At 42.1% G+C, this 18,099-nt stretch carries 19 protein-coding genes; 11 read left to right on the forward strand and 8 right to left on the reverse strand.

What is annotated here, in order from left to right; all coding sequences use genetic code 11:
• The first annotated feature begins 244 nt into the window (after positions 1–244).
• The 6 genes from DP117_RS37060 (at position 245) to DP117_RS36550 (ending at position 2,093) form a co-directional block, all read left to right on the forward strand.
• On the forward strand, positions 245–367 hold the full coding sequence (locus DP117_RS37060; protein ID WP_282440326.1) for a hypothetical protein: 123 nt from the start codon (positions 245–247) through the stop codon (positions 365–367).
• A 276-nt stretch (positions 368–643) separates the two neighbouring features.
• Positions 644–844, forward strand: a complete 201-nt coding sequence (locus tag DP117_RS26695) for a hypothetical protein (protein ID WP_169221239.1) — start codon at positions 644–646, stop codon at positions 842–844.
• Complete coding sequence (locus tag DP117_RS26700) at positions 841–1,032, forward strand: hypothetical protein (protein ID WP_169221240.1); 192 nt, start codon at positions 841–843, stop codon at positions 1,030–1,032. The genes DP117_RS26695 and DP117_RS26700 overlap by 4 nt, the downstream gene beginning before the upstream one ends.
• Positions 1,033–1,228: 196 nt before the next feature.
• Positions 1,229–1,465: a hypothetical protein gene (locus DP117_RS26705; protein ID WP_169221241.1), complete on the forward strand. Its 237-nt coding sequence runs from the start codon at positions 1,229–1,231 to the stop codon at positions 1,463–1,465.
• A gap of 155 nt (positions 1,466–1,620) precedes the next feature.
• Positions 1,621–1,830 (forward strand): hypothetical protein, encoded by a 210-nt coding sequence (locus DP117_RS35595; protein WP_169156062.1) that lies wholly within the window; start codon positions 1,621–1,623, stop codon positions 1,828–1,830.
• Positions 1,831–1,925: 95 nt separating this feature from the next.
• Positions 1,926–2,093 carry a type II toxin-antitoxin system RelE/ParE family toxin gene (locus DP117_RS36550; RefSeq protein WP_339381005.1) on the forward strand — a complete coding sequence of 56 codons (168 nt, stop codon included), beginning with the start codon at positions 1,926–1,928 and terminating at the stop codon, positions 2,091–2,093.
• A 180-nt stretch (positions 2,094–2,273) separates the two neighbouring features.
• On the opposite strand, the gene DP117_RS26715 is transcribed toward DP117_RS36550, so the two are convergent.
• Both DP117_RS26715 and DP117_RS26720 read right to left on the reverse strand, forming a co-directional pair.
• Complete coding sequence (locus tag DP117_RS26715) at positions 2,274–2,456, reverse strand: hypothetical protein (RefSeq protein ID WP_169221242.1); 183 nt, start codon at positions 2,454–2,456, stop codon at positions 2,274–2,276.
• Positions 2,457–2,541: 85 nt separating this feature from the next.
• Complete coding sequence (locus DP117_RS26720) at positions 2,542–3,222, reverse strand: hypothetical protein (RefSeq protein WP_169221243.1); 681 nt, start codon at positions 3,220–3,222, stop codon at positions 2,542–2,544.
• Positions 3,223–3,702: 480 nt separating this feature from the next.
• On the opposite strand from DP117_RS26720, the gene DP117_RS26725 reads away from it, so the two are divergent.
• Both DP117_RS26725 and DP117_RS26730 read left to right on the forward strand, forming a co-directional pair.
• The gene (locus DP117_RS26725; protein ID WP_169221244.1) at positions 3,703–4,227 is read left to right on the forward strand and encodes a peptidoglycan-binding protein; all 525 of its coding nucleotides are present in this window, start codon (positions 3,703–3,705) and stop codon (positions 4,225–4,227) included.
• 173 nt (positions 4,228–4,400) lie between these two features.
• On the forward strand, positions 4,401–4,952 hold the full coding sequence (locus tag DP117_RS26730) for a hypothetical protein (protein WP_248277848.1): 552 nt from the start codon (positions 4,401–4,403) through the stop codon (positions 4,950–4,952).
• A 582-nt stretch (positions 4,953–5,534) separates the two neighbouring features.
• Here the strand turns inward: DP117_RS26730 and DP117_RS26735 are convergent.
• Positions 5,535–6,089 (reverse strand): general stress protein, encoded by a 555-nt coding sequence (locus tag DP117_RS26735; RefSeq protein WP_169221245.1) that lies wholly within the window; start codon positions 6,087–6,089, stop codon positions 5,535–5,537.
• 973 nt (positions 6,090–7,062) lie between these two features.
• On the opposite strand from DP117_RS26735, the gene DP117_RS26740 reads away from it, so the two are divergent.
• Positions 7,063–8,226, forward strand: a complete 1,164-nt coding sequence (locus DP117_RS26740) for a phosphoserine transaminase (protein WP_169221246.1) — start codon at positions 7,063–7,065, stop codon at positions 8,224–8,226.
• Between the two features lie 100 nt (positions 8,227–8,326).
• On the opposite strand, the gene DP117_RS26745 is transcribed toward DP117_RS26740, so the two are convergent.
• Complete coding sequence (locus tag DP117_RS26745; RefSeq protein ID WP_169221247.1) at positions 8,327–10,519, reverse strand: hypothetical protein; 2,193 nt, start codon at positions 10,517–10,519, stop codon at positions 8,327–8,329.
• A 619-nt stretch (positions 10,520–11,138) separates the two neighbouring features.
• Between DP117_RS26745 and DP117_RS26750 the strand changes: the two genes are divergently transcribed.
• Positions 11,139–12,308, forward strand: a complete 1,170-nt coding sequence (locus DP117_RS26750; protein ID WP_169221248.1) for a glycosyltransferase family 4 protein — start codon at positions 11,139–11,141, stop codon at positions 12,306–12,308.
• 128 nt (positions 12,309–12,436) lie between these two features.
• Here DP117_RS26750 and DP117_RS26755 read toward each other — a convergent pair whose 3' ends face one another.
• The 4 genes from DP117_RS26755 to DP117_RS26770 form a co-directional block, all read right to left on the reverse strand.
• The gene (locus DP117_RS26755) at positions 12,437–14,137 is read right to left on the reverse strand and encodes an alkaline phosphatase D family protein (RefSeq protein WP_248277849.1); all 1,701 of its coding nucleotides are present in this window, start codon (positions 14,135–14,137) and stop codon (positions 12,437–12,439) included.
• A 110-nt stretch (positions 14,138–14,247) separates the two neighbouring features.
• Entirely contained in the window at positions 14,248–15,270 is a 1,023-nt protein-coding gene (locus tag DP117_RS26760; protein WP_169221249.1) for a tagatose 1,6-diphosphate aldolase, read from the reverse strand.
• An 83-nt stretch (positions 15,271–15,353) separates the two neighbouring features.
• Complete coding sequence (locus DP117_RS26765; protein WP_169221250.1) at positions 15,354–16,067, reverse strand: SDR family oxidoreductase; 714 nt, start codon at positions 16,065–16,067, stop codon at positions 15,354–15,356.
• Positions 16,068–16,477: 410 nt separating this feature from the next.
• Positions 16,478–17,485 (reverse strand): zinc-dependent alcohol dehydrogenase family protein, encoded by a 1,008-nt coding sequence (locus DP117_RS26770; protein WP_169221251.1) that lies wholly within the window; start codon positions 17,483–17,485, stop codon positions 16,478–16,480.
• Positions 17,486–17,738: 253 nt separating this feature from the next.
• Here DP117_RS26770 and DP117_RS35600 point away from each other — a divergent pair, with 253 nt between their 5' ends.
• Positions 17,739–17,912, forward strand: a complete 174-nt coding sequence (locus DP117_RS35600) for a hypothetical protein (RefSeq protein WP_211176364.1) — start codon at positions 17,739–17,741, stop codon at positions 17,910–17,912.
• The last annotated feature ends 187 nt before the right edge of the window (positions 17,913–18,099 follow it).

Here is an 18,099-nt window from a genome sequence, read left to right on the forward strand (position 1 = left end):
GGGGAGACCCCAAGACCGCACTGGCTCCTCCGTGGGGGCCGGTGAGTTCCCCATCAGCCCTAACATGCAAACTAGATGTTTTACAGCTTATCAGCGTATCTTCAGCCAGGAGTACGGTGATTTCGCGAGCGCTAAATTTCTACCTGAAAAACTAGGAAATGCTGCGTTATAAATAATACATGATAATCTACTATTAGATGATTTATGGAATAAGTAGATGCAACCAACAAGGAGTATATTAGATATGACACAATCAACTATCGGTTTATGGCAATTAAAAATTTATGAAGTAGTAAAATCACAATACCAAGAAAGTGAAAAAGATGATTTTGATTATAGTCTCGCTATTATTTGTGAGTTGATATAAGGGTTGGAAGAAGCCCTAACAACCTATTTACAAGAGACAAATGATAAAGATATCAAAAAAAGTAGTTCCGAAAGAATAAGAATTATTGGACAAGATTTAAACGAGCAATGCGGAATGAAATGAATGCTTCCTGTATGCTATTTAATGCGTGCAATATTTCCACCTCAAAAAGGTGTCGATGGTCTTTTAAATTCATTGTGGAACGGAATTGGTGATTGGATGAGCTAAAGAGATTATCATATATGAAAAAATTGAAACGTCAAAACATTCATATAAATGAAGCCTGAAACTCGAAATGCATTGCTAAAAGCTTACGCTCAATTACACCAAATCATTGAGGATTTATACGAAGCGTCAGAAAAAGCTTTAGAAAACAATGACCTTGAAGACGCTAGCTTATTAGAGAGTAGAGCAGATAAACTTTATCAAGAAACTGAAAATTTGGAATTTGTGATTTCAGAATTGGAGGAAAAATGAAAACAGTTGAAGATTTAAGAACACGTGCTAAAGAACTCAGTAGGCAAGCAGTTGAATTGATGCACAAAGCGACAGAACTATGTTTGACTGATAGAGAGCAAGCCAAACAGTACCGACAACAGGCAAGGGAAGCTATGAAACGTTGCCAAGTATTGATACAAGAGTTGAAACGTCAGCAAGCAACTTAAAAACTGGCAATCCGGACAGACCACCAGTTTAGCGCTATCAGCCCTCACTTATGGGGGCTTTTTTCATTTTACCAGTACCACATCAGGTGTACACTGTGATACAAGGTACAAAGTAGGACCAGGTACTCTCCGTAATTTGAGTAGATAACCTAATTCCACATATTCTATGATGGAGCAAAGGAATAACTATAACCCTATGACTCCAGTAGTAATTAAACCCTCATCCTGGCTAACGACTGGTATTCGAGTCGAGAAAGTCAACAATCTCAATCTTTTCAAATTTACTGAAGAACTCGGTTCACGTATGCAAGAACTTCTGGATAAGAAAAAAGCGGATTTACTGACAAAAGAAGAAGCCGCTGAACTGGAAGCTATTGGAGAATTAGACATGATTTTCAGCTACATTAATGCTATGAATGCATCCCAGTCGTGACTATTCCTAATAGTATCCAAGAATTTGTACGACAACGCGCTGATTTTCGATGCGAATACTGGCCGCCGCTATGCGATCAGCCGGAGGCTTGACGCAAAGCGTATCGCCCTTTGGGCGTGTGTTAGTATCAGTCGCAAGAGATGCTTGGAGGGTATATGGCTGAAATTTCCCTAGATGAGAATAAACTTAAGGAACTCCTGAAAACCGCGATTCTGGAGGTCATTCAAGAGCGAAAAGAGGTATTTTCTGATTTATTCGCAGAAATTATAGAAGACATAGCCTTAGAAAAAGCAATCAAAGAAGGTGAAAATACTGAGTCAGTCAGCCGAGAAGCAATTTTTAAAATTCTGGATAGGCAAGGATGAACGTAGAGTTCAAAAAAAGCTTTGAGAAAGATTTGGCAAATATTCGGGATGACACATGACTTCAAAGAATAAAGGCAGTCATTGAAGAAGTAGAGATTGCCGAAAAACTTGAGGATGTCAGTAATCTGAAAAAACTCAAAGCTGACGGTGACTATTATCGCATCAGAACAGGAGATTACAGAATTGGCATTACGCTAGAGGAAGATGTGGTCATTTTTGTAAGAGTCTTGCATCGAAAAGATGTTTACAGATACTTTCCCTAATTTGAGCAGATAAACTCGTTTCGCCAATCGCGTTCAATGAAGGTATTGACAAAGGCGATGTGGAAGCCGCCGCTTGTGCGATCAGCCGGAGGCTTGACGCAAAGCGTATCGCCTTAGGTGAAATTCTTCAGCGTGACTTCTCGTCCTCATTCGATAGTTAATCGTCAAATAACCTCATTCCTATAGTAATCCTAAATTATTCATGTACAACAAGATTCCCGACTTCTCGCGAGAAGTCGGGAATCTAAAACTTTGTGGCGTACGCCTTTGGCGTCTGCGCCCTGCGTAATCGCCCTGGTGTGCAACTCCTTCTAAAAGCATCGCCCAACAACTGGCTTGTGATTTCGGTACAGTTGGTAGCATGACTCTTGAGGCGATCTGCTTTGCAGCGCAGCAGCGTTAGCGCAGGCCCCCTAAGGGGCTAGCTATCGCCATCTTCTATCGCAATTTAATTTACCTTTTTTTCCACAAGAGTCAGCCGCCCTTCTTTATATGCTTGCCGCAGCGCGACAGCTTCTGCCACTATATGCTGTGCGCTCAACCCCTCTTCATCTATCATCTTTTGTAAAGTGGTCCCAGTCTGCTCATCCGTTTCGTGAATTGGTGGAATTTGACAGTACCTCCCACCATTCTTGGTACGCCGCCAAATACTTGGTTTTTCAGGTTTACGTTCTTCAGGAATGCGCTGTTCTTTCATCAGACAGCGTACAGCTTCCTGGGTGATTGCAGTTAAGTCTAAAAGCTTATCTATAATTTGTTTGTACTTATTGCTATTGCGAGCTAGTTGATACAACGTGCTTGGTTCAATTTCTGCTAACTCTTGGGGCGAGAACTTTTGAAATGCTGCTGCAATCTTGAGATATTTTTTTTCTTCACCTTTCCAACCATAGTCAGCCAGTAATCTTTTATACTCTTTAAAAGAGCGCTTCTGTTTTTGCTTGGCTAACCAAAAAGCATGACGCAAAATTGTTTCAGTCGCATCAGCAAGCATTTGGAAGGAAACACTATCATCCACAATGCTTTTAAGAAAAGTCGCTCTTTCTTCTAAATATTGTTGCTCAAACTCTGATTTTGCAATTCCTTGTTTGTTACCTTGGGCTACAGTTACACTCTTCAGTGGTGTCATCATGGTACTAAATAATACTATCTTTTTAGAAGTTCATTGTGTTCCTAAGACATCGGAACTAGAGCACAGTGCCTGAGAGGACAATTGTCCATGTGTAAGCACGGCGCGATTGGCGATTTTCTCACAGGGAGTCGTCCCTTTGGAAGTATCGCCAACACCAAAATATCTTTATAGTAGGACAATTGTACTATATTGCCGAAAAGAGTAATCGTCAAATATACTCATCTTTTGAAAAAGATCATGAAAATTAGATACATCTAAAACTTTATTTCAAGACTGCTATGGTGGACATTTAGCAAGACTCCGCAATCTGGTAGGAGTTAATCTACATAACTGAAGTCGGTCGATTGGAGCAGAAAAATACTTTTCAAAGCTACTGGTATCAAAAAAGATATTTTTTTGGTTTGACGTGGTTATTTTAGGGAACTTTAATCATTTTTTTATCAGTCTTTAAGATATCCTTACATATATTAAAGAGACATTATGGTTTTGTCTATTACGGTTCAATATCCCACGAAGAAGCCAACCTTACAGTTTGGTGCGTGTGGTCAAATTGTTAAAGAAATGCAGAAAGCCTTAAATCAGCGGCTTATTCAACTAGATACCGTATCAATCTCTCCTTTATCAGTTCCTACCACAGGTTACTTTGACCGAGAAACCAAAGATGCTGTAAAGTACTTGCAGTGTCTTGCTTTCTTAACTATAGATGGGATTGTGGGAGAAAAGACTTGGGCATATTTGTGCAACGGATTTGCTAGTTTACCAATACTGAGTTTTGGTAGTACTGGAACTATAGTCAAAGCTGTTCAAGAGGCTTTCAAAGTGAGTGGCTACTACTTTGGTGTCACTGATGGTATTTTTGGAGTCAAAACTGAGACTGCAGTCCGGGCTTTTCAAGAAAAATGCTTTTTAGTCAGCGATGGCATTATTGAACCATTCACCTGGAGTGCGTTAAGTAAGTTAGATAGCCATTCTTCTCGTTGCAGCGTGAATGCATTTCGTGGGTAGTTTGGAATTCCAAATTTCAATAAAAATAATTTTTAATTTTTAATTAATAATTTTCTTCCATGAGAGCGCAGCAAGTAGCATGTTATTTATGCGCTTTCATTATTAGAAATAAACTTAACTTTTCAACAGTCAAAATGTCAGCATTTTATCTGAAAAAAAGTGTTGATTCATATATGAATGAAAAAGCACTTTTTAACAAAAAACCGATGCAAATGAGAAATTTGGCTTACGGCGTCGTACTATCATCTTGCTGGCTAGCATCATGGATTGTATCTTCTAATGGTGTTAATGACATTGTATCTTCCAATTTAGTCAATGCGGAAACAATAACTGTTAAGAAAGCCGAATTTGGGATTTTAAGAGACAATAGTAACGGTAATATGTCCTTAATTCCCACAAAGAAAGTGCCATTTCAAGAGGGAAAACGCTACGGATGGCGCATTCAACTCAACGAGCATAAACGTGACGTGACATGGAAAGAAGTCCTTCGATTACCGAAACTTCCAGAAACTTGGAGTACAAGTAGTGGTGAAAATTTTGTCATATCAGCTGATGGCATGGAAGCAGTAACGAAGCGCACACAATTAGCGAAAAAAGGAGTGATTGAGAACTTTTGGACTGTTGCTTCTGGTGACCCTACTGGTAAACATACAATAGCAGTCTACGTTAATAACCGTCGCGTTGGTTTTTTTGAGTTTGAAATTGTTTCCCCGAAGAAGAAGTAACACTTATCTGTCACCAGTTAGGTTCAGATTCACATGATTTCTTCAATGAGTGTATTATGTTTCTTCATCCCTCTTTTTTACTTTAGTCAGAAAAATCCTCAAATTTTTATTTCAAAAGACTTTTATCCGTCATAGCGTAGGTTGGGTTTTTGGAACAAAACTCAACAAGACACGAATTCTTGATATTGTTGGGTTTCGCTATCGTTCAACACAACCTACAATTTTTGGGAGCATCCCAATTTGGTAAAACCCCCACAGGCTGGAAGCCTGGACGCCAGGTGCTACCCAACGGCTACGCCTTCTGGCGGGCGTCTACAAGCCGGGAAACCCTAGTCGAGCACTGGCTCGGCTACACAACTAAGCCCACCTGCGTGGGCTAAAATGCTTGTAGCCCACGCAGGTGGGCTTTGTTTGTGTAGCCGCACCCTTCTAGGGTGTTGGGTAAAGTATTTGTGCAAATTTGGGATGCTCCCCAACTTTTTTTTGTCTCTATAGTGACAAAAGCGTCCGAGGAAAGCGATCGCATTCCCAATGGATGTAAAGAAACATTTCTGTTTCTTAGAAGAGGGATAAACACTGATTTTAAGCTGTTGGAGATTCATAAATGCCCCAATATTCAATGTTGCGCTTCCTCAACACTGCTTCAGCGGGCTGAATTTCTTCATCTGTACCATCTACTATCACCATAAAATCACCTTGATGAAGGCGATCGCCATAATGTCTTGCTCGTTCTTCGGGAATACCTAAATCAGCTAGTGCCTTCACCAAATTATGACTGGCTGCAGCTCCTACAGCCACACCCCCAACACTGCTGGCTAAGGCTACAGCAACAGAACCTGCAGCTAACACAGCTCCTATGCTAGGAAGTGCTAAACTTGTCAGACCAACTAAAATGCTACCCCAGGTTGTGGCTGCGAGAGTGTCTGCAACAACTCCTGTAGCAGTACTGACATTTTCATCACCAACACGCGAAGTGACTTGGGCATTAGCAAGCTGTTCCCCCTGATCTACATTCTTAGCAATGATGGAAACTTTTTCCATCGAAAAACCTGAATCTTTCAATTCATTGAGTGCTTGCTCCGCAGCTTTACGGTTTCCAAAGACTCCAACAGCCCGTTTTTGATTGCTTACAGCCATACTTTCCTCATACTTGCAATGCAAAACTAATAAACTTCTTGCAGAAGTCAGTGACAAGTCAAAAGTGAAAAGAAGTTTTTTTTACTCTTCACTACCAAACTGGCAATTGGGACTTTTGCAAGAGGTCTAATGTATGCAAATGCAGATTTTTTTGTAATTTACATTACGATTCTTGTCATTTAAGAGAGAATATTCATCAATCTCAAGACTTACACACTCTGCTTGTCTGTTGAGACTGGGTAGAAACCACCCTTACACCTTTTTATCGTTTAGAACAATGATTTTTTACCTATTATTCAAACTTACATCTCTTTTCTTGAGCAGAAAATAGTCATGACACTTTTGTGACAAGTATGTCTTTATATAAAGAGCTTAGAAATACTTAATAATTGAGCAATTAGTTATTCAGATTTTTCTATTCCTCTATCTTAAGAGTCAGTTATTGTTAAATTATTAAGACTTACTATATACAAATTCATTAATGAAAAGCTCTTTTAAAACTCAAAGATTACTGATGAAATCGGTATGGGAGACAAAGTTTATGTAGGCGATGCTCCCCTTAGGAGCCGCCCAAAGGGCGATAAGCCGGAGGCTTGACGCAAAGCGTATCGCAATGGTGTTTGTAGACCAATGCTGGTTTTAGTCGTGTCAACCCCCAAAGGTTGTATTTACTTGTCATTTCCATTGCTGTCCACTTTTCCATTCACCCCATCTTTGGCGTGTGCTCTGTGTGCCGCAAGCATACACGAACGGGCATGAGGTTATGATACGTCTGAAACTTGATAAGTCTCAAAGAAAACTTCTGTTGATATCAGTCGGTCTCAAAAGAAACTTTTGTTGATTGCGAGCAAGCATCTATATTATGTTTAGGAATTGAGAAATTTTGACTGTTGACCTAGAACAAAGCAAGGGCGTAAAGTAGTAGCGAGTTACGACCTTTCACTAGGTCGCATCTATAACTAAAGTACCTTGTATGTCACCACATCTTACTCCTCCAACAACAAAGCCACGAGTTCCTAATTTCTCATCTGGTCCTTGCGCGAAACGTCCAGGCTGGTCTGTGTCTAAGCTAGAAAACGCCTTCGTAGGTCGCTCTCATCGTTCTGAGGATGGCAAAGCTCGTATTAAAGAAGTTATTGAGCGCTCCAAAGCAATTCTCGGTGTTCCTGCTGATTATCGCTTGGGTATTGTTCCAGCTTCCGATACAGGCGCAGTGGAAATGGCGCTGTGGTCGCTGTTAGGAAAGTACCCTCTTGATATTTTGGCATGGGAAAGCTTTGGTTTGGAATGGGTTAAAGATGTTGTAGACGAACTGAAGTTGCCTAATCTCAACGTTCTCAAGGCAACTTATGGTAGTTTGCCAGACCTCAACCAAGTTGACTTTAGTCATGATGTGGTATTTTTGTGGAATGGCACGACATCAGGTGTTAGAGTACCCAATGGCGATTGGATCAAAGATGACCGTCAAGGGTTGACTATCTGCGATGCAACTTCTGCCGTTTTTGCAATGGAAATACCCTGGCACAAGTTGGATGTTGTAACTTACTCTTGGCAAAAAGTGCTGGGAGGAGAAGCACAACATGGAGTTATTGTACTTTCACCCCGCGCTGTTGAACGCCTGGAAAGCTATCAGCCTGCTTGGCCTATACCAAAGCTTTTTCGCTTAGCACAAAAAGGCAAGCTCATTGAAGGAATTTTCAAAGGGGACACAATTAACACCCCATCAATGCTGTGTGTGGAAGATGCGCTAGATGGATTACTCTGGGCAGAAAGTATTGGTGGACTTCCTGGGCTTATTCGTCGCAGTGAGGCAAATCTGGCGACAATTGTTCGCTGGGTTGAGCAAAGTGATTGGGCAGCTTTCTTGGCCCAGAAGCCAGAAACCCGTTCTTGTACTTCGATTTGCCTCAAGATTGTTGATGATTGGTTTACAAGCTTAAGTCCAGAGAAGCAAGCAGAATCTTCTAAAAAACTGGCGAAACTTCTGGCAAAGCAAGAAGTTGCTTTTGATATCGCATCTTACCGCTCTGCACCTCCAGGAATCAGGATTTGGGGTGGAGCCACAGTAGAAACTGCAGATATTGAAGCGTTGCTACCGTGGTTGGATTGGGCATACGCTACTGTTAAACAGGATTGACACTCCCACGGCTGCCCAAATATCGCGCCAGCGCTGCCTACGGCACGGCTGCGCCTAACATTTGGACAAAAAGCCGTGGGATTCTAAGCTCAACTGTTGATTAACCCCGCAACCTGTACATTATGACCTTACCTTTGTGATCTTCCTCAACAAAGACTAGATATTCTCCATTTGAGCGGCGAAAAGCCCTAACTCCATAAGGAATATCAACCCAGCCAGTTTCGCTGGCAACTTCTGGACCAGGCTTTAATATTCTAACTTGCTTTCCTGTCTTGGCGTTATAGACGTATACCTCCGCCTTTTTCACAGTTACAGCGAACACATAGTCTCCTGCTATGCTAATTGCTGCTGGAGGTAAAACTTCAGGAGGTGCGCTTTTGTCAACCGGAAGAACAATCCGCCAACGGGGATTTCGATTTCCCTTACTCCAATTGTCGTAACGTGCAATCTCCGAACCCACTGTTTTTGCATAATCACCATTAATTGCAGAGTTCTCTTTGGTGAAGCCTGATAAATACATGGTGTCTGTTTCGGGAAAATACTCAATCCGCCGCAAATCGATAAATATGCTAGGAGTTTTTTGCTTTTCCATTGTGCGATAAGTGTAGATGGGGTTACCCTGCTCATCTAACCCTTGTAGGGGATAATGTCGGATGCCAATACCATCTTGACTTCGCAGAGTTTTCCACACATCGCCTTTGCTATCAACCCACCATCCCCCAATGTAGGGATAATCTTTGCTGGTATCGTATTCGCCGACATCAAACGCACCATTACCGTTTTGATCACGCCAGATCCATTCTCCTGTTTTTGGTTGATTTGGCGGCCACTTTCCATCTAACGCTTGTTTCTCATTGACATTAGTACCAATAAAGAATCCAGACGGAATAGCAATTTCCCCACTCTTTGCTTTGTCAAAACGATAGATTTGCAAAGCAACGCCATACATATCTGTAATGAACAAAAAAGGCTTGCCCTTAATGCGGCGAAAAATGGGTGCATCTGCTCCCATATTTAAGCGCGGATCTTGAGGATATTTGAAACCATTTATAGTGTAACCTTTGTAAGTCCATTGTTTGCCTGGAGGTTTGCTGTAATCCATGACGAAGTGTTCGTCTTTGGTGTACACATCTACAGCATCAGTCGCTGGATCTCCATCAGCGTTGTCTATAAATTCCAAACCCAGCAGCCGCCACTGTAGCTTTCCTGATGGAGAAAACTGTCTCAAATCTGCCCCAGAACGGTTGAAACCATCATTAGCAATGTAAATGTTGCCTGCAGCATCTACACCTACGCCGCTAATTCCATTAAATTTTAAATCTCCGACTTCACCAGGAACACCTGCATAAATTCCACCTTGAGAGCCAAAAGTTTTTACTTGCGTTGGCTTTTTACCTGTAACGTCATAAATCAGGACTTGCTGGCGGGGTCCATTGTCTGCTATCAATAGTTTGCCTTGATTATCAATGGCGATCGCACTCGGTTGAGCAATATCCGCGATCGCCTCAGGCAATAACTTCCCTTGTTTAGAATAATGTAAAACTTTAGCAGGAGTGCTGCCATTTTTACTTTGAATGATCCACAAATTTCCTTGTTTATCTACAACACTCGGTCCTGGGTTAGGAACAGAAAAACTCCTTACTTCCTTCATTGTATTAGTGCTATAGACACGAACCTTGTTAGCTGCAGGGTCACTCACATACAATTCACCGCCTGCATTTGTTAATCCAGTCACTTGACTTTTAGTGTTGATAATTAACATACTTTTGTCCCAGCCACGCCCTCCAGGAAAGGGTGCAGCTTTTCCAGACATATCGTAGCGTCTGACGCAACGCCAAAGTGTTCCCTTAGGTGGATAATCCTCCCCCGGACTTCCACTAGGACCTTGTTGCATAGCTACATAAATGTACTTGTTATCAACCGTGATTGCAACTCCGCCAAACCTTTCCCATCCATGTAAGTCATCAGCCTTCCCAAGGACGTCCCCATTTTTATAAAATCCAACTTCCCGACCTGCTTCATCCCAAGAACTATTTGTATATACTGTCCCATTGGGAGCAACATAAATACCATTTAGTTGAATTTGTACCCATTTGCTACCACCGCCAAATGTATTACCTATCCAAGATGTTGTGTATGAATTTGCTGCTGAAGTGTCTTTTGCAACAAAATACATTCCAATGACTATCGAAGCAAGAACTCCGACACTCAGGCTTAGTGCCAACTTAAAGATTTTTTTATAACGAAAAGCGATTTCAGATAAATTTCTTATGTACTGATTAAGGACTGACATTTTCATTCCTTGCTTTTAGTATACCTAGTAGTTACTTTCTTCGATGCGATGAAATGACATCTTTATTCTTCTGTTTCCTCCTATGCGCCAAGGGCGCACGCTGCACGCTTGGCGTTCTTGGCGGTTCGTTTTATAAAGTTTTCTTCATATTGTTAAGAATCCCAAAAAATAAAATCATTTTTTAAATTTTTGGAATTTTGCAATCAAAAGAAAGATAAAAATGACCTCCAGAATTTCCTCTAGAATTTCTAGCTATATTTATAATCTAATTTATCCACAATACATGGTTATTTCATTCTATGCACAACCACCTTAACTTCAAGTTGACTCTTTCTATTTTGAGTTCTGAGTGCTTTCTCGAAAACTGCTTATATGAAATTTCGATAAAGATTTTATGATTTTTTTGCTCAACACTGGATTTGAGACTAAAGTGTGGAACTGTGTAGTCAATAGAATTCTTGCAAAAATATCCACAGCATGATCAAAAAAAATCTGATAATTTCTTAAATTTTAGAAGATATATACAGTCAGTCTTAATAAATGTACTGGCCTCAAACAAAGGCGACACAAACGACAATACAAGCAGACACACGCACAAGCAGGACTTGGAGAAACATAAGTGGAAGGTAATACAAAAAAGACTGCTTCCGGTTCTAAATCTATTCTCTGTATAGGATTAGGCTGGTTTCCTAAAACCCCTGGAGGATTGGAACGATATATCTATGAACTGACTCAGAAACTAGCAGCAAATCAAGACCAAATTGAATTATGTGGAGTAGGTCTACCAGAAACTGAACCCAATTTGCCGATAAAATTGACTAACTTAGCATCACCAAGTAGTCCGATATGGAAACGATTATGGAGTATTCGCACCAACTTTCAGAAAAGAATAACTCAAAAACCAGATGTTATTAATTTACATTTTGCATTATACAGTTTCCCAATTTTGGATCTTTTGCCAAAAGGAGTGCCTGTCACTTTTAACTTTCATGGTCCTTGGGCTTTCGAGAGTCAAGAAGAAGTCCAAGAGAGGAAACTAAGTGTTCTTTTTAAAGCTAAGCTGATAGAACAAAGAACGTATAACCGCTGCGATCGCTTCATTGTTCTTAGCAAAGCATTTGGTAATATATTGCACAAACAATATCAAGTTCCTTGGAACAAAATTCATGTCATTCCTGGTGGAGTTGATATTACTCAGTTTCAACCTAATCTATCACCTCAAGAAGCTCGAGCAAAACTAGACTGGCCCCAAAATCGCCCAATTTTATTTACCGCCCGCCGCTTAGTCCATCGAGTTGGACTGGACAAATTGTTGCAAGCCTTGGCTATCATTAAGCCGAGGATTCCAGATGTGATCTTGGCGATCGCAGGACGTGGGCCACTACAAGCGACACTACAACAGCAGGCTACTGAATTAGGACTTGATCACCATGTTAAATTTTTAGGGTTCATACCTGACGAGTTGTTACCTGTTGCTTACCAGGCTGCTGACTTGAGCATTATGCCTAGTCAGTCTTTTGAAGGATTTGGGTTAGCAATCGTAGAATCTTTAGCCTGCGGTACTCCTGTTGTGTGTACTCCTGTTGGAGGAATGCCAGAGATTTTACAACCATTCTCTCCAGATTTGATAACATCTTCTACAGAAGTCGCAGCCATTGCAGAAACATTAGAACAGGTGCTACTGGAAAAAGTACGAACACCTTCACGAGAAGCTTGTCGGCAGTACGCTGTTACAAACTTCAACTGGGATAAAATAGCTCAAGATGTCCGGCAAGTTCTGTTAGCGTAAAAAATGGCGTCTTCGTGATTTGTTTAATTAGGTATTCTTTGAGCACCTAAGGGAGTAGACGCACGCGTAAAGGTTGTCAAGCGCTCAGAGGGCGCTTGACAAGACTAGTATTCTTTCTTGTAAATGCCCTAAACAGGCGTTATATCTTCAATTAACACTTGATCCCGAGGTACTCGAAAAACCTTAAGAATTGAGAGTGTTCCCCCCGGTTTTGTAATAGTGCTAACTGCTTTCAATGTGCAAATCAAAGCTTCTGGTGTGACTTCAACTAGATTGTAGCCGTGGGTTGTAGGATTAAAGTAGTTGATGTGCGGATTGCTCGTCATGAGCATTTGAGTGATTGCTTCGATTGGCCCTAAAGGTACCTTCAGCGAATCTAAAGCATTGCTTCGTGCGAAGTTGGAAGAAGTGACTGAGCCAACTAAGAACTCTACTCCAATCGGCTCATCCTGAGGATCATCAAAATTGACTTTTTGATACCCGGTGACAAACGTGTGGAGATCGCCACTGATCGTCACAAAGTTTTTGACTCTGGCTTCTTTAAGAGTCTCAAACAGTAGAGTGCGCTCAACAGGATAACCATCCCACTGATCGAACGACAAGAATAAATCTGGGGTTTGTTGTCCTAACAACTTCGTTGCAAATTCTGACAGGAGTTTGAATTGCATAGTCATGACTTCATTTCCCCAGATCTTCCAGATGCAGTCAGAATTGAGAATTTGATTGAAGAACCACTGGCGCTGTTTGTGTCCCAACATGGTTCGGTTTGGATCATTGCGTTCGGGACAGTCTGGAATACTGTATCGTTTATTTGTGAGATATCGTTGCTGTTGTGCCTCAAGGTTATCACAAGGAGGACCATCTCGATAGAGACGTTCATCCGTCATGACAAGTTTAAGTAAGTTGCCAAATTGGAATGTGCGGTAGATTTGTATCGAAGCCTGCGAATCTTTGCCAGCCTCGAAAGGAACGCTAGTCGGTGTATATTCAGCCCACGCCTGATTTGCCGACAGACGAAGTTCCTCGTTAAAGAATGGAACTTGATAAGGAGTATTCGCACTGAAGCAATCGTTGGCAAACTCATGGTCATCCCAAATGTTGATCAAAGCAAAGCGCTCTCGCAGCTTTTGCAAATTAGGATCGCTGTTATAACTCTGATAGAGGAATCGATAATCTTCAAGCGTAACAGCACCTGGTTGACCACTGGGCAGTGGGAGAGGACGGATTCCAGCTTGGAAGCTGGTGTCTCCCACAGTTTCATAGATATAATCGCCCAAAAATACAATAAAATCAATCTCCTCTTCTGCCAAAAAGGGATAGGCGTTGTAGTAGCCGTTCGTGTAGTCTTGACAACTGAGGTACGCGAAGCGAACTTGGTTGACTTCAGTTGTTTGTGCAGGTAGCGTTTTAAAGCGACCCGTTCTGCTGGCTGTTCCTTTGTAGATGAATCGGTAGTAGTAAGTGGTAGAGGGCTGGAGACTCTGGGAATTCAGGCTAACTTTGAGGGTGTAATCCTTTGACGCATCTGTTTGTGCAACACCTTGAGTGGCGATCGCCTTAAACTCTGGATCTGCGGAAATCTCAAAGCCAGCCTGAATCAAACCAGGTTGAGGTGAAACAACACGAGTCCACAGAGTGATCCCATGCGGCTGTGGATCCCCAGACGCCACACTCTGGGGAAAGATAAGTGCGGTAGAATTGGCTGGTTCTACAGCAAACAAATCTTTTACTTGAGCCTCACTCATTTCCAACTGTTTAGGGAGTTTCTCACCCGACCAAATAACGACGCCCATTGCTAGCGAGTTGTTCAGAAATGTCCGTCTATCCATTTGCTTACCTATTAGCTCTAAGTTGAAAAGTCTAAGTGAGAGAATGTCTAAAAACTCATGAAACTCAAAGCACTGCTTAGGGATCTACCACTGCAATCAACATTATTGTGCTAACTGCCGTATACATCCCACCAAGGTCTACCATACTGCTTGATTGTCTGGTTAAATTCCTGAAGTATTGGTACAGTATGCTGCTCCAGCCAATCATACAATCCTGCGCTACCGCCCTGCGCGTAGGCTACAATGCTATCTCGCCAAATGTCAAGCCCATACAGGACGCCGGAGAAACCGGTACCAGCTTCGGTAATGAGTCCGAGTGTCTCAGCAAATATCGGAGCTGTTGCGCTTGCGCTAAGGTATATGAATGGTACCTGTGCTACGGTCGCGGCTTCGCGCAGGTGTTTGATCGCCTCAGCATAGTTGTAGGCGTGCTCCCCTGTAGTGTTAACTTGCAAGGCTTCTACATAGCGCACATCTACGGGCAGTTCAACCATAAGGACATCCACACCATATTGCGGCTTGGAAAATTCCTGGATTGATTGTTTAACTTTGTCGGGCTTGATTTGTGCAAAAGCAAGCGAGTTTTCATTGGGTCGCGCATCGCTGTAGCTGACTGGCTCAAGGAAAAAGGGCACATCATAGGCGCGACACTCAGCTCCGACACGTTCAATAAAGCTATGCTTGACTTCATTGATTGTTGAATTATCGTCAGAGTCGTAGTATAATAGAATTTTTATACCGTTTGCACCACGTTCAACTAAACGGTAGACTGACCACTCTGACAGTAGTTCCGGCAAACGCCCTTTGATTTGTGGATCAAAGCCTGTTCGTTCGTATGCCAAAAATACCCCAGTTTGTGGCGATCGCAGCGCAATTGTACTCAGACCGTACTCCGGATCTATCAACAGGGCACTCGCATGTGGTCCTAATGCCTCAACAAAGCATTTCTTAATTTCAGTGAGTGAAGCTGCGCTCACATCACGACCACTTGCAGCAGCAAGAGTCTTTTTTAACGAGCCGCGTTGGTCTGTCGCGACTGAAGTGATAATGCCGTGTTCATCGGCGATCGCACTTAATCCTTTGGATTTACCAGAGGTGATACGTGTCTGCACGTCTTGCTGTACATTAATCATAAATGATCATCCTGCGATTCAAACTTTAGACAACATCAACAGATGATGCGAGTTTTCTAGACAATGCTCAAAAGCGGCTGCAGCTACATTCGCTTAATCACCATATCGTCGATATTGATTGCTGCTGGAAGGATTGCAATCTGGAGTAGGAGTTCGGCAATAAAGTGTGGGTTCATGAAGTGTTCGGCTTGTTGCTGATGTGTTTGGTTATCAGGAGTTTGCCAAAAAGCTGTGTTCATCCCACCTGGACAGAACGAGGTGACACGAATGCCAAAGGGTTTTGCTTCAGCTTTCAAGCTTTCTGTAAAGCCAGCTTGTGCCCATTTGGAGGCAGTGTAGCCACTTTCATTTGCTCGACCAACTTTGCTCGCGGTCGATAATATATTGATAATCTGTCCACTACGCATCTGTTTCATCCGCGTGAATGCGGCTTGAGAACAATACACTGTGCCTTTGAGATTGACTGCTAACATCTGCTCAAGCGCTTCTTGTGTCAATTCTTCGACGGGACCAAACAGACCAATTCCGGCATTGTTGACGAGAATATCTATTTTGCCGTAATGTTCGTCCACACGTCTGAACAAGTCAGATACTTGTGCTGGATCGGTAACGTCTGTTGGAATGGCGATCGCCGTCCCACCATCTTCACGGATTTTCTGTGCAGTCAGCTCAATTTCAGAAGACGTACGAGAGGCGACGACTATGTGCGCCCCTTCTCTCCCAAAAAGTAATGCCGTAGCTTGACCAAGACCACGACTTGCTCCGGTAATCATCACAACTTGATTTTTCAAGCGCATCAAATGTTTCCTCCGGTTTGCTCATATGTATGCTTGATATGCAAAAACTTTACGACAAAATGCCTTGTATTATTATTTCAGCCCCATTCGTGACAGGTTAAGGCGAAATTACTTTTGTCAATTAGTAGTTCTGCTTAAAAATGACTGGTGTATTGGGTATTAACCTAAATATTGTACTGAGTTTTCGACTGATGAATGAGCGATACGTTTAAATTTTACGCAATCGCCTCTCCCAAGTTTGCGTTTTCTACCCCGATTTCGGTTGATTTTTTAGCACTATTACTTATTACTTATTGACAAATCGTTTCTGACCTTAACCTGTTAACGATGTTTAAGCCTTCATTCGCGCTCGTCGCAAAGCAACACGCAGCTTGCCCTGAATGGTTTAGGGGAGTAGCTGCGGCTGACATCTAACTTATCTGAAGATGAACTTTGAGAGTTTCACCACGAGCAAAGCGCTCCAATGCATCTGGGAAATCAGTCAACGCGAAAGTATGACTCACCAACGATGTGACATCAATCTTACCATTTGCCAACCATGAAATAGCAGGTAAAAATGTGTAGCATTGAGAATAACTTCCAAGAATCGTCCAATCGTTACGAAACAGTTCATATGGAGACCACGCAATCTTGGCAGTGCTAGAAGCGACACCGAACTGTAAATACTGTCCTCGAGGGCGTAGATAGTTGAGAGCCTGCTCAATGACTGTTGGTACACCTGTGGCATCCACAACAATCGAGAAACCATTCGGTGCAAGTTCGCGCAACGTTGCTGCTTGATTCTCATCAACAGCAACGGTAACTGCACCAAGTTGGCTAGCCAATGCTCTGCGGTTGGGGTGTTTTTCTACGACGACAATCTTTGCTGCACCGCTCTGTTGTAATGCCTGCAATAGCAGTAGCCCCATTGGTCCAGCACCGAAGATTAACACCTCGTCTGCTGGATGTGTGTGCAAACGATTGAGACCATGAATCACACAGGCAAGTGGTTCAATAAATGCCGCTTGCGTATCGGAAATTGTGTCAGGAAGCTTGTAGCATGCACGCTGTGGAACCGTGACGTACTCGGCGAAACCTCCAGGGCGTGTGATACCTATACCTTGCCAATTAGTACAATGATTGGCTTGTTGATTACGACAATAAAAACAATGACCACAGTACAAATCGGGATCGACAACCACGCGATCGCCGCCTTTGAGATCGCAAACGTCTTGACCGACTTCAACAACGATGCCCACAAATTCGTGACCAGGAATCAGCGGAAAATTGGACATGTAGTCATTGCGCAAGATGTGCAGATCAGTCCCACAAATTCCAGCACGCTTTACCTGTACAATCACCTCATCAGCTTGGCACGTTGGATCATTTACGTGTTCGACAACAACGGTTTCAGGTTTGGAAAAAATAACTGCTTTCATAAAAAACACTCCAATATGTACATATCTGAGTCTTCATATGTACATTACTACATGTTTCTTTTTCGAGAAACACTCAGGACTTTTAAATAATATTACGTCGTTCCATTTACCGTTAGAGGGCGTAGTTACGAATGAATACATTAGGCAACTCGGAGAACGCAAAATCTAGCCAGCTTGTAGGTTATGTTTTTGTGTTAGCAGCAAGTTTTTCTTTAAATAACCTACAAAAACAAATTGACTTTTTTGAGTTTATATGAAACACCTACTAGGCTTGGATAGCAGCGGTTATGAAGGCAAAGCTTTTGAAGAAATAGCTTCGTACTACATGACTGGTGACACTAGATTTTGGTCTACTCTGGTGAATAGTGAGAAGCAAAATGTAGGTATTTTTTTGGGAATAGTATGTTTTTTAGCGAAAAAAAAATAACATTTCTGCTTGACTAAACTTTAACCTCATTAAATAATCAATCTAGGTAATAGACTTTAAGTACTGTTACTATTATTCCTTAAAAAAAGCCTCCAACCTTAACCTATTACTGATATTGAAGCCTGCGTTATCGAAGCCGTGCTTCAGAATGTCCAAGTGTGTCAACACCCCTGCCTAAAGGCGAGGG

It is taken from the genome of Brasilonema sp. UFV-L1 (assembly GCF_012912105.1).
Classification (GTDB): domain Bacteria; phylum Cyanobacteriota; class Cyanobacteriia; order Cyanobacteriales; family Nostocaceae; genus Brasilonema.

Bases quoted from the DNA above. Each gene is read 5' to 3' on its own strand.
- DP117_RS26715 (WP_169221242.1), bottom strand. From the start codon at position 2,456: ATGCTACCAACTGTACCGAAATCACAAGCCAGTTGTTGGGCGATGCTT.
- DP117_RS26730 (WP_248277848.1), top strand. From the start codon at position 4,401: ATGAATGAAAAAGCACTTTTTAACAAAAAACCGATGCAAATGAGAAAT.
- DP117_RS26700 (WP_169221240.1), top strand. From the start codon at position 841: ATGAAAACAGTTGAAGATTTAAGAACACGTGCTAAAGAACTCAGTAGG.
- DP117_RS26720 (WP_169221243.1), bottom strand. From the start codon at position 3,222: ATGATGACACCACTGAAGAGTGTAACTGTAGCCCAAGGTAACAAACAA.
- DP117_RS26760 (WP_169221249.1), bottom strand. From the start codon at position 15,270: ATGATTAATGTACAGCAAGACGTGCAGACACGTATCACCTCTGGTAAA.
- DP117_RS26745 (WP_169221247.1), bottom strand. From the start codon at position 10,519: ATGTCAGTCCTTAATCAGTACATAAGAAATTTATCTGAAATCGCTTTT.
- DP117_RS26770 (WP_169221251.1), bottom strand. From the start codon at position 17,485: ATGAAAGCAGTTATTTTTTCCAAACCTGAAACCGTTGTTGTCGAACAC.
- DP117_RS26755 (WP_248277849.1), bottom strand. From the start codon at position 14,137: ATGGATAGACGGACATTTCTGAACAACTCGCTAGCAATGGGCGTCGTT.
- DP117_RS35595 (WP_169156062.1), top strand. From the start codon at position 1,621: ATGGCTGAAATTTCCCTAGATGAGAATAAACTTAAGGAACTCCTGAAA.
- DP117_RS26740 (WP_169221246.1), top strand. From the start codon at position 7,063: ATGTCACCACATCTTACTCCTCCAACAACAAAGCCACGAGTTCCTAAT.
- DP117_RS26725 (WP_169221244.1), top strand. From the start codon at position 3,703: ATGGTTTTGTCTATTACGGTTCAATATCCCACGAAGAAGCCAACCTTA.
- DP117_RS26695 (WP_169221239.1), top strand. From the start codon at position 644: ATGAAGCCTGAAACTCGAAATGCATTGCTAAAAGCTTACGCTCAATTA.
- DP117_RS37060 (WP_282440326.1), top strand. From the start codon at position 245: ATGACACAATCAACTATCGGTTTATGGCAATTAAAAATTTATGAAGTA.
- DP117_RS35600 (WP_211176364.1), top strand. From the start codon at position 17,739: ATGAAACACCTACTAGGCTTGGATAGCAGCGGTTATGAAGGCAAAGCT.
- DP117_RS26765 (WP_169221250.1), bottom strand. From the start codon at position 16,067: ATGCGCTTGAAAAATCAAGTTGTGATGATTACCGGAGCAAGTCGTGGT.
- DP117_RS26735 (WP_169221245.1), bottom strand. From the start codon at position 6,089: ATGGCTGTAAGCAATCAAAAACGGGCTGTTGGAGTCTTTGGAAACCGT.
- DP117_RS26705 (WP_169221241.1), top strand. From the start codon at position 1,229: ATGACTCCAGTAGTAATTAAACCCTCATCCTGGCTAACGACTGGTATT.